The 10,631-nt window shown below is 67.5% G+C and carries 8 protein-coding genes; 3 read left to right on the forward strand and 5 right to left on the reverse strand.

Features of this window, described 5'->3' with window-relative positions:
* The first annotated feature begins 55 nt into the window (after window positions 1–55).
* Window positions 56–934, forward strand: coding sequence for a LysR family transcriptional regulator (locus V3596_RS12940; RefSeq protein WP_334278169.1), 879 nt, complete (start codon window positions 56–58; stop codon window positions 932–934).
* A 26-nt stretch (window positions 935–960) separates the two neighbouring features.
* Here V3596_RS12940 and ald read toward each other — a convergent pair whose 3' ends face one another.
* From ald to V3596_RS12960, 4 genes are all read right to left on the reverse strand, one after another.
* On the reverse strand, window positions 961–2,076 hold the full coding sequence (ald, locus tag V3596_RS12945; RefSeq protein ID WP_334278170.1) for an alanine dehydrogenase: 1,116 nt from the start codon (window positions 2,074–2,076) through the stop codon (window positions 961–963).
* Between the two features lie 131 nt (window positions 2,077–2,207).
* A complete protein-coding gene (locus V3596_RS12950; protein WP_334278171.1) occupies window positions 2,208–3,629 on the reverse strand; it encodes a M20/M25/M40 family metallo-hydrolase in 1,422 nt (473 codons plus the stop codon).
* A 91-nt stretch (window positions 3,630–3,720) separates the two neighbouring features.
* Entirely contained in the window at window positions 3,721–5,409 is a 1,689-nt protein-coding gene (locus tag V3596_RS12955; RefSeq protein ID WP_334278172.1) for an AMP-binding protein, read from the reverse strand.
* A 93-nt stretch (window positions 5,410–5,502) separates the two neighbouring features.
* Window positions 5,503–6,795: a tryptophan--tRNA ligase gene (locus V3596_RS12960; RefSeq protein WP_334278173.1), complete on the reverse strand. Its 1,293-nt coding sequence runs from the start codon at window positions 6,793–6,795 to the stop codon at window positions 5,503–5,505.
* 136 nt (window positions 6,796–6,931) lie between these two features.
* On the opposite strand from V3596_RS12960, the gene V3596_RS12965 reads away from it, so the two are divergent.
* Window positions 6,932–9,205, forward strand: a complete 2,274-nt coding sequence (locus tag V3596_RS12965) for a putative bifunctional diguanylate cyclase/phosphodiesterase (RefSeq protein ID WP_334278174.1) — start codon at window positions 6,932–6,934, stop codon at window positions 9,203–9,205.
* Between the two features lie 6 nt (window positions 9,206–9,211).
* On the opposite strand, the gene asd is transcribed toward V3596_RS12965, so the two are convergent.
* On the reverse strand, window positions 9,212–10,057 hold the full coding sequence (gene asd, locus V3596_RS12970; RefSeq protein WP_334278175.1) for an archaetidylserine decarboxylase: 846 nt from the start codon (window positions 10,055–10,057) through the stop codon (window positions 9,212–9,214).
* A gap of 91 nt (window positions 10,058–10,148) precedes the next feature.
* On the opposite strand from asd, the gene V3596_RS12975 reads away from it, so the two are divergent.
* Window positions 10,149–10,568 (forward strand): DUF1801 domain-containing protein, encoded by a 420-nt coding sequence (locus V3596_RS12975; protein ID WP_334278176.1) that lies wholly within the window; start codon window positions 10,149–10,151, stop codon window positions 10,566–10,568.
* The last annotated feature ends 63 nt before the right edge of the window (window positions 10,569–10,631 follow it).

The raw sequence follows: 10,631 nt of genomic DNA on the forward strand, positions 1-10,631 counted from the left end.
TAGGGCTTCCGGACTGCAATGAAAATAAGCGATTGAACAAACTAGGATTGCAGCCATGCAATACAAGCTCAGCGCCGTCGACTTGGAACTGACCCTGGCCCTGGGCCGCGCCGGCACCTTGGCTGCGGCCGGTGAGCGACTGGGCATCGATGCCTCGACCGTGTTCCGCTCGGTGCAGCGCATCGAGCGCGGCCTGGGACAGACGCTGTTCAGTCGCTCACGGGCCGGCTATCAGCTCACCGAGCTGGGCCGCTTGCTGGTGGAGCAGGCCGAGCAGGTCGAGGCCGCGCTGGAGCAGGCGCGTGCCGCTACCGAGGCCTTGCCGACTCAGGTTTCGGGCATGGTGCGCATCACCACGACCGACACCCTCCTGCATGGCCTGGTGGCGCCCGCGTTGCAAGCCTTGAAGGGCGTCCATCCCCTGCTCAACTACGAGCTGCACACCGGCAACGAGCTGGCCAGCCTGAGCCGGCGCGATGCCGACATCGCGGTGCGCGCCACCAAGCGCCCGCCCCAGCATCTGGTGGGGCGACATCTGGGGCCGGTGCGGGTCGCGCTGTTCACCGCGAAGAAGGCCAGGGGCGGCTTGCGCAGCTATGCCGAGGTCGAGGCCGGCGGCGCCGACTGGATCGCACCCGACGAGGCCTTGCCCGAGCATCCGTCGGTACTTTGGCGCAAGCGCTACTTTCCCAAGCAGCACCCGCGCTACAAGGTCAGCAGCATCCTGTCGGTGATGGAGCTGGTCGCGCTGGGGCTCGGGGTTGGCGTGATCCCGCTGTTCCTCGCCCAGGGCCGGACGGACCTGTTGCAACTGACCGAGGGCATCGACGAGTGCCAGACCGAGCTGTGGCTCCTGACGCACAGCGAGTCACGGCACCTGCGCCGTGTCTCGACGGTGTATGGGCATCTGGCGGAGAGCATCGCCCTGCCCTAAGGCAAGGCGATGCTCGCTTCGAACGATCAAGCCAGCAGGCTGTCCGCCGCCACGTACTCGTAACCCAGGTCGCGCGCCACCGCCTCGTAGCTCACCTTGCCGGCAGCCACGTTCAAGCCGGCCTTCAGGTGCGGGTTGTCGCGCAGCGCCTGCCTCCAACCCTTGTTGGCCAGCGCCACGGCATGACCGATGGTGGCGTTGTTGAGCGCGAAGGTCGAGGTGCGGGCCACGGCGCCCGGCATGTTCGCCACGCAGTAGTGGATGACGCCATCGACGACGAAGGTCGGGTCGGCATGCGTGGTGGCATGCGAGGTCTCGAAGCAGCCGCCCTGGTCGATCGCCACGTCCACGATGACCGAGCCCTTCTTCATGCGGCTGACCATATCGCGCGTCACGAGCTTGGGTGCCGCAGCGCCCGGGATCAGCACGCCGCCGATCACCAGCTCTGCCGACAGTACCGCCTCTTCCAGCGCCTGCGCATTCGAATAGGCCGTGGTGATGCGGTTGCCGAAGACCAGGTCCAGCTGGCGCAGGCGGTCCACGCTCTTGTCGAGCACGGTCACGCGGGCGCCCATGCCCACGGCCATCTGCAGGGCATGCGTGCCGACGACGCCCGCGCCGATCACGACCACATGGGCGGGCGCCACACCAGGCACGCCGCCGAGCAGCACACCCATGCCGCCCTTGCTCTTCTCCAGATGGGCCGCACCCGCCTGGATGGACATGCGGCCCGCCACCTCGCTCATCGGCGCCAGCAAGGGCAAGCCACCGCCAGGGCCGGTGATGGTTTCGTAGGCGATGCAGATCGCGCCACTCTTCACCAGGGCTGCCGTCTGCTCGGGATCCGGCGCCAGGTGCAGATAGGTGTAGAGGATCTGGCCTTCGCGCAGCATTGCGCATTCCTGCGGCTGCGGCTCCTTGACCTTGACGATCATCTCGGCCTGCGCGAACACGCTGGCCGCATCGCCGATGATCTGCGCGCCAGCGGCCTTGTATTCATCGTCGGACAGGCCGATGGCTGCGCCAGCGCCGGCTTGCACCAGCAGTTGATGGCCATTGGCCACCAGCTCGCGGACGCTGGCCGGCGTCAGGCCGACACGGTACTCGTGGTTCTTGATTTCCTTGGGAACGCCGATGCGCATGTTTTGTCTCCGTTGTATTGTTTTCGGAGACAGCGTTGTACGACTGCGCCAGCGCGGTGCAAAGCTGCAGCAATCGAACTACAGCGCCATTAGCAGCGCTAATTCTTGGGTCACCCAGTCGCCCGCCGCGCCTACTGCGCCGGCTTCTTCTCCACCGGCGGCAGCGGATGGAAGGCCACCGGGCTTTGCGATGACAGCCAGACCGCCGTGGCCCAGACGGCCACGTTCTGGCGCAGCTTGGCCGGGTCGATCTTGTCCAGCGTGTCGTTGGCGGTGTGGTGGTAGTCGAAGTAGTCGGTGCCGTCCTGGCTGAAGGACAGGATGGGCAGGTTGGCGACGCGCTGGATCGTGCCGGTGTCAGCACCGGTGCGAGCCTCGTTGTTGCCGGCCTCGACGCCGAGCGGCTTCAACTGCTCGGCAATCACCATGGCCACGCCCAGCGCCTCGGGGCGCACGCGGGTCTGGAAGCGGTAGATGTTGCCGGCGCCGAAGTCGCTCTCGGCCACCAGTTGGTGCTTCTGGTGCTTGTAGGTCTCGGAATAGGCGCGGCCGCCGTCCAGGCCGTTTTCCTCGTTGGCGAACATCACCACGCGGATGGTGCGGCGCGGCTTGACGCCGGTATCCAGGATCAGCTTGGCCGCAGCCGCGGTGATGGCCACGCCGGCACCGTCGTCAATGGCGCCCTGGCCCAGGTCCCAGCTGTCCAGGTGGCCGCCGATGGTGATGATCTCGTCGGCCAGGTCGGTGCCAGGAATCTCGGCGATCACGTTGTGCGAGACCGCGTCGATGCCCAGCTCGTTCTGCATCGCCAGATGCATCTTCACCGGCTTGCCGTAGCGCTGCAGACGGGCGATGGTGTCGGCATCGGGCACCGAGACAGCAAAGGCCGGTATGGCAGGCACGCCTTCGGCATAGCGGGTGGCGCCGGTGTGGGCCAGGCGGTCATGGTCCGTGCCCACCGAGCGGATGGCGAAGGCCAGCGCGCCGCGCTTGCCGGCCTCGGCCGGCCCCTGCGTGCGGGCGGTGGACGACGGGCCGTAGCCGCGGCCGTCCTTGAAGCGCTCGGTCTTCTGGTCGACGAAGACGATGCGGCCCCGGGCCTTGTCGCTGGTGTCGGCCTTCAGTGCCGCGAAGTCGGGGTAGTAGGCCACTTCGGCATTGATGCCCTCCTTGGGTGCAGCCACACTGCCGCCCAGGGCGGTCATGACGAGCGGCTGGGCAAACGGGGCAGTGATGTGGGCGTGGGCCTCGCCGCGCCTCCAGGCCTTCAAGGGCACCGCTTCGGCGCGCACCACCGGAAAGCCGAGCGACTTCAGCTTGGCCACGGCCCAGTCGACCGCCTTCTTGTCGTTCTCCGAACCGGCCGGGCGGGCGCCGACTTCGGTGACCAGCGAATCGACCAGCTCATAGGCCAGGTTGCTGCTCTGGCCGGCCTCGCGCAGCTTGGCGGCCACGGCCAGGTCGGCATCGCTGAAGGACTGGGCGCTCGAGCCCGTGGCAACGCCTGCAAAACAAAGGGCCACAGCAAGTGCGGCCCGGCGGATCTTAAACATGTGCTGACCTCCCGGTGAATGGAGGCCAGCATAGCGAGCGAATGCGCGAAGCGCCTCGGGGCCATCCCCCGGAGGCGCTACTGCACTTGCGTTATTCGCCCCAGACGATCTTCTTGCGCATGCCCACCCAGCGCTCGTAGCTGCTGGCGTACACATCTTCGATGCGGTTGCGCTTGACCTTGAAGGTGGGCGTGATGAAGCCGTTGTCCACGGTCCAGGGCGTGCTCACCAGCACCAGGCAGTCGAGCTGCTCATGCGGGTCGAGCTTTTCGTTGATGGTCGCAAGGTGCGCCGTCAGGTCGGCTTCGATCTTGGCGCGGCCCTCGGCCGTCTTCGCCAGCTCCACCGCGTCCGGCGAGAGCATCACGATGCCCAGCGGCTGGCCGAGGTTGGCACCGGTGACGGTGCAGGCCTCGATGTCCGGGTGCATGCCCAGGCGGTCTTCGATCGGCGCGGGCGCAACGTACTTGCCCTTGCTGGTCTTGAACAGGTCCTTGACCCGGCCGGTGATGCGCAGGCAACCTGCGCCATCGACGGCCGCCTTGTCGCCCGTGCGCAGCCAGCCGTCCTCGGTGAAGGCTTCCTTGGTGATGCCGGCTTCCTTGTAGTAGCCGAGCATCACGGCCGGGCTGCGCATCTGCAGCTCGCCGCTCACGGGGTCGATGCGCGTCTGCACGCCTTCGTAGGCCGTGCCCACGGTGCCGCGCTGGTTCTTGCCCGGCAGCGTGATGTGCGAGACCGCGAGGTTTTCGGTCATGCCGTAGCCCTCGTTGATCGGGATGCCCAGGCCGGCATACCACTCGAGCAGGGCCAGCGGCATCGGCGCCGCACCACCGGCACAGAAGCGCGCCTGGTCCAGGCCCAGGGCCTTCTGGATCTTGCGGCGGACGATGCCGCCCAGGATCGGAATGCGCAGCAGCTTCTGCAGCTTGGCCGGCGGCATCTTGTGATGAATGCCTTGCTGAAACTTGACCCACAGCCGCGGCACCGAGAAGAACACGGTGGGCCTGGCGCGCTGCAGGTCGGCCGCGAAGGTGTCCAGCGATTCGGCGAAATAGACGCGGAAGCCCACGGCCAGCCAGCCGTGCTCCACCAGCATGCGCTCGACCACATGGGCCAGCGGCAGGTAGGACAGCAGGCGGTCTTGCGCCGTCAGGTCGAAGCGGCGCTGGCCGGTCTGGATCGCCCAGGCAAAGGCAGCGAAGGAATGCATCACGCCCTTGGGCGCGCCGGTGGTGCCCGAGGTGTAGATCAGGGTGCAGAGATCGTCGGCCTTGCGCACCGGCTCACCCTTCAGGGGCTGGGTGCGGGCGCAGATGGCGTCCCAGCTTTCATAGTTGGCCTTGGCATCATCCGGCGACAGCGCGTAGGAGATGCAGGGCAGGCCGGCCGGCACGCCGGGCTTCATGCCTTCCCAGCCGTCGAGCTTGCCGACGAAGAGAGCCTTGGCTTCGCTGTGGTCCAGGATCTGGCGGATGGTCTCGGGTGCCAGCGTCGGGTACAGCGGCACCGAGACGTAGCCGGCCATCCAGATCGCCAGGTCGCTCATCAGCCACCAGGCGCAGTTCTTCGAGAGGATGGCCACCTTGGAACCGGGCTCCCAGCCCTGGCTCTGCAGGTAGGCGGCCATGCGGCGCACGCCATCGGCCACCTGGGCCCAGGTGAAGTCGCGAACCGTACCGTCGCCCATGGGCTGGGTCAGGACCACATGGTTGGCAGCTTCCTGCTCCCAGTGGTAGAGGCGTTGCAGCGCGAGCGTGTCGGCGGCTATCGTGGGCATAAGACTTGTCTCCTGTGTACTTCTGACTCTTGTCGAGGCACAGGCTACCCAGGGAACCCGGCATCGCCTACCGGGTTTGTGCTGGGCTTAGAGTCAGGACTCCAATGCCGCCTGCAATTGTGCCAAGGCAGAGGCAGCGTCGCCGAGCACCTCGACGGGCGCTTCCGCCAAGGCTGCCGCGCCTTCTGTCTTCAAACGAGACACCCATTGGCCCGCCTCCCGGCCGCCGGCAAACGCCTGGCTTTGCAGGAGGGTCGTGCCGTCGGCGGCCACCAGCTTGAAGTAGAACTGGCCGTCGCCCTCGCGGTATTGCTTGAACAGGGGCAAGGCGGCCTTGGCGGATTTCTCGACCTTGGTCGATGGGGCGATGGCCGTGAACGGCGTCAGGCCCACGGCCGCGCGGGCTTGTGCGAGCAAGGGAGCGGCAAGGGCACGGGCCTTGGCGGCGCCGCGCTGCAGGATCTCCTCGATGCGCTCCGGGTGGGCCATCAGCTCTTCATACTGCGCACGCATGCCGCCGATCTGGCCATCGATCAGATCGAACAACTGCTTCTTGGCATCGCCCCAGCCGAGGCCTTCGCGCAGCGCCGTGCGGAAAGCGGCGCGCTGCTCCTTGCTGGCGAAGGCGTCATAGAGCTGGACCAGGGCCTGGCCTTCCGGGTCCTTGGGCTCGCCGGGCAGCTTGGAATCGGTCACGACGCGGGCAATCGCATCGCGCAGGCCCTGGGCGCCGCCGTCGAACAAGGGGATGACGTTGTCATAGCTCTTGCTCATCTTGCGGCCGTCCAGGCCCGGGAGCAGTTCCATCTCCGCATCGACCTGAGCGTCCGGCAGCACAAACAGGTCGGTGCCGCGGCCGAACAGGTGGTTGAAGCGCTGTGCCACGTCGCGTGCCATCTCGATGTGCTGGACCTGGTCCTTGCCGACCGGCACGCGGTGGGCGTTGAAGATCAGGATGTCGGCGGCCATCAGGATGGGGTAGCTGAACAGGCCCATGGTGATGCCGGCGTCCGGTTCTTCGCCGGCAGCCACATTCGCGTCAATTGCTCCCTTGTAGGCATGGGCGCGGTTCATCTGGCCCTTGGAAGTGACGCAGGTCAAGAGCCAGGTCAGCTCGGGAATCTCGGGAATGTCGCTCTGGCGGTAGAAGGTGACGCGCTCGGGGTCCAGGCCGGCGGCCAGCCAGATGGCGGCGATTTCCAGGCGCGAGCGGGCGATGCGGGCCGGGTCATCGCACTTGATCAGGGCGTGATAGTCGGCCATGAAGAAGAAGCTCTCGACGCCGGGCTCGCGACTGGCCTCGATGGCAGGCCGGATCGCGCCGACATAGTTGCCGAGGTGCAGGGTGCCGGTGGTCGTGATGCCGGTCAGGACGCGCTGGGTCATGGTGGTTCGCTTGGGAAGCTGTTGCCTGTGGTGCCGAACCTGCATTGTCGCTCTCCCCGCAATACGGGACGCCAGACCCAAAAAAGACGGGCTAGCATGCAGCCATCTACGGCACCCCGGGGACCACGCCGCAACCATGACCGCCCTGATGCTTGTCAGCGCCTGCCTGAACATCATGCTCGGCGGAGCACTTCTGCTGCTCTGGGCACAGGAGAGGCATCAGGACCATGTGCGCGACTGGGGCTGGAGCTGGATGCTGCTGGGCATCGGCCTGACGCTCGGGCCCATCATGCAGGACTGGCTGGCGCCCGGCCCCCTGCGTGACCTGCAGGCCCTGATGGCCGCCGCCTCGCTGATGGCCTCGCAAGGCTTCCAGACCGTCGGTGCGCTGCGCTATCGCGGGCGACGCTTCTCCAAGCCCTTCACCTTCGGGCTGTTCGTTCTCAGCGTCGCGCTGATTGCCACGCTGGGCATGCATGACATGCGCGCCGCCTTGATTGCCGGTGCGGCCGTATTGAGTCTGATGTGCCTGGTCAGCGGCTGGCTGATCTGGCAGGGCGGCCATCGCTTCGAGCGCTGGGTCGCCATGGGCTTCGGCGCGCTGGCGGCCGTCCATGCGAGCGGTCCGGTGCTGGATGAACACGCCCGCTCCGTCCTCACCTACTCGCTCGGCATCCTGGTGCAGACCACGCTGTGCCTGGGCCTGATCCTGCTCTCGGTGCGTCGGGCGCATGCCCTGGCGCGCCAGCAGGGTGAACGCTTCACACGGCTGGCCGAGTTTTCCTTGCAAGGCCTGGTGGTGATGCGCAACCATCGCCTGCTCTATGCGAACCCGGCCGCGCTGGCCATCTTTGGCGCCACGGAAATGCCCAGCGAAGACGTGGACCTCATCGAACTCGCCGTGCCGCCGGAGCAGCATGACGCCGCCCGCATGCGCCATGCCCGCGTGCTGGCCGACCGCAATGCCCATATCGAGTGGGAGAGCCACCGCCTCGCCCGCGACGGCGGCGCCGTGCACCTGCAGTGCCTGTCCAGCCAGGTGGAATGGGATGGCACAGCGGCCGAGCTGATCGTGATGATCAACGACAGCTCGCGCTACGAAGCCGCCGAGGCGCTGCGCCGCCAGGCCTTGCATGACGAACTGACCGAGCTGCCGAACCGCAACCATGCGGTGGCGCGGCTGCAGGCACTGTGCCGGCCGGGCGCCCCGCCCTTCACCCTGCTATCGGCCGACCTGGACCGCTTCCAGCTGGTCAACGAAACCCTGGGCCACGAGGCCGGCGACGCGCTTCTGCGCGCCATCGCCCGGCGCCTGTCACGCCAGCTGCCGCCGAACGCGGAACTGGCGCGGCTGGGCGAAGACCAGTTCGTCATCATCGGCGCCGACGTGGGCGACACCATCGCCGCGCAGGCGCTGGCCGAACAGCTGCTGGGCATGCTGGCCACGCCCTTCTCGGTGGCCGGTGCCGAGCTGTTCGTGCATCTGTCGATAGGCGTGGCGCTGTTCCCGCAGGATGGCCGCGATGCCGCCACCCTCTTGCGCGCGGCCGACTCGGCCATGCACCGCGCCAAGGCCACGGCAGGCGCGTCCTGGCTGTTCTTCGACGCGACGATGAAGCAGGCCGCGCAGGCCCGGCTGGAGGTCGAGCAGGCCCTGGGGCGTGCCTTGGCGGCTGGCGAGTTCCTGCTGGAGTACCAGCCCAAGTTCTCGGCCGGTACCCGCCAGCTCTGCGGCTTTGAAGCGCTGGTGCGCTGGGAGAGGCCAGACCGCGGCCGGGTCAGCCCGGTCGAGTTCATACCGGCGGCGGAGCGCACCGGCCAGATCAAGGCGCTGGGCGGGCTGATCATCGCCATGGCCTGCACCCAGCTGCGCGAGTGGGAGCAGACGCTGGGCGGCGCCTTGCCGGTGGCCGTCAATGTCTCGCCCTTGCAGTTCGAAGACCCGCTGTTTGCCGAGCGCCTGCTCGAGCAGCTGCGTGCGCATGAATTGCCGCCAGGCCGCTTCGAGATCGAGATCACCGAGACGGCAGCCATCGGCCATGTCGAGCGAGTGCTGCCGCAGTTGGCGCAGTTGCGGCAGGCCGGCGTGCCGATTGCACTGGACGACTTCGGCATCGGGCAGAGTTCCCTGACCATGCTGCGCCAGCTGCCCATCGCAGCCATGAAGCTGGACAGCAGCCTGATCACGCCGCTGCCAGCCAGCGACGCCGCCGCCATCGTGCAGGCGGCCTGCGTGCTGGGCCGCTCCCTGAAGCTGGAAATCGTGGCCGAGGGCGTCGAGACCCCAGCCCAGGCCACGTCCGCGGAAGCTCTTGGGTGCACGCAGCTGCAGGGCTACCTGCTCGGCCGCCCTTTGCCGGCGGCGATCGCCACGCAGTTGCTTGAACAGGCGCTGCGCAAGGCGCCCTGACGGCGCTCAGACTGTCGCCATCACCTCGCCCAGGCGGATGGCGCCACCCGGTTGCCAGGCCGGGTTGAACTTCTGCTCACCCTTGGGGAACAGCATCACGACCGTGGAGCCCAGGAGGAAGCGGCCCATCTCGGCGCCTTGCGCCAGACGGATCTCGCGGTCTTCATAGCCCCATTCGCGCACGCGGCCGGGCCGGGGCGGATTCACCAGGCCATGCCAGACCGTGGCCATGGAGCCGACGATGGTGGCACCGACCAGCACCAGCACCCAGGGCCCGATCTCGTCGTTCTCGAACACGCAGACCACACGCTCGTTGCGGGCAAACAGGCCCGGCACGCCACGCGCCGTGGTCGGGTTGACCGAGAACAGATCGCCCGGCACGTGGATCATGCGCAGCAAGCGGCCCTCGCAGGGCATGTGGATGCGGTGGTAGTCGCGCGGGCTCAGGTAGAGCGTGGCGAAGCTGCCGTCGCGAAAGGCACTCGCCAGCGTGGCGTCGCCGCCCACCAGGGCCGTGGCCGAATAGCTGTGCCCCTTGGCCTGGAAGATCTGCTCGCCCTCGATCTTGCCGAACTGGCTGATGGCGCCATCCACGGGGCAAATCAGCTGGGCCTCGGCCAGCGGGCGCGCACCGTCCTTCAGCGCGCGGGTGAAGAAATCGTTGAAGCTGGCATAGGCCGCCGGGTCCGGATTCGCGGCTTCGTTCATCGCCACGCCATAGCGCTCGATGAAGCGGCGGATCGTCCAGGTCGTGAGGCCACCGAGCTCGGCACCGGCGAGCCGACCGGCCAGACGGGTCAGCGCCAGCTTGGGCATCAGGTATTGGGGCAGAACGGCAAGGCGGTCGGACACGGAAGTTCCCAGCGTTGAGAGCGGCGGCGATTGTAGGTTGACAGTGCTGGCTGGCACGCCAAACTGCAGCTACCGTCAGATGGAGCAACGCATGGCCGAACCCAAGACCCGCCCGACCCAGCAGCCCGTGTCCGAGTTCATCGCCGCCCAGGCCGAGCCGCGCCGGCGCGAGGAATGCCAGACCCTGGTGGACTGGATGAGCGAGGCCGCCGGGGTGCCCGCCGTGATGTGGGGCAGCGGCATCGTCGGATTCGGCAGCTATCTGTTCACGCCCTCGGGCGGCAAGCCGACCGACTGGCCGGTGCTCGCCTTCGCGCCGCGCAAGAGCGACCTGACGCTCTACGTGCTGACCAACTTTCCCGGCCAGGACGAACTGCTCGCCCGGCTCGGCAAGCACAAGACCGGCAAAGTCTGCCTCTACCTGAAGAAGCTGTCGGACGCCGACCCCGCCGTGCTGCGGCAGATCATCCAGGGCAGCCTGGACAGCATGGCATCGCGCCGGGTGTCCTGAGTTGCCACCGCAGGCTCTGACCTAAACTTGCCCACCTTTGTGCCCTGCCCGCCCCCGTTGCCC

It is taken from the genome of Roseateles microcysteis, assembly GCF_036880965.1.
Classification (GTDB): Bacteria; Pseudomonadota; Gammaproteobacteria; order Burkholderiales; family Burkholderiaceae_C; genus JAUASW01.

Excerpts from the sequence above, each read along its gene's own strand:
- V3596_RS12940 (WP_334278169.1), top strand. The coding sequence starts at position 56 with ATGCAATACAAGCTCAGCGCCGTCGACTTGGAACTGACCCTGGCCCTG.
- ald (WP_334278170.1), bottom strand. The coding sequence starts at position 2,076 with ATGCGCATCGGCGTTCCCAAGGAAATCAAGAACCACGAGTACCGTGTC.
- V3596_RS12950 (WP_334278171.1), bottom strand. The coding sequence starts at position 3,629 with ATGTTTAAGATCCGCCGGGCCGCACTTGCTGTGGCCCTTTGTTTTGCA.
- V3596_RS12955 (WP_334278172.1), bottom strand. The coding sequence starts at position 5,409 with ATGCCCACGATAGCCGCCGACACGCTCGCGCTGCAACGCCTCTACCAC.
- V3596_RS12960 (WP_334278173.1), bottom strand. The coding sequence starts at position 6,795 with ATGACCCAGCGCGTCCTGACCGGCATCACGACCACCGGCACCCTGCAC.
- V3596_RS12965 (WP_334278174.1), top strand. The coding sequence starts at position 6,932 with ATGACCGCCCTGATGCTTGTCAGCGCCTGCCTGAACATCATGCTCGGC.
- V3596_RS12975 (WP_334278176.1), top strand. The coding sequence starts at position 10,149 with ATGGCCGAACCCAAGACCCGCCCGACCCAGCAGCCCGTGTCCGAGTTC.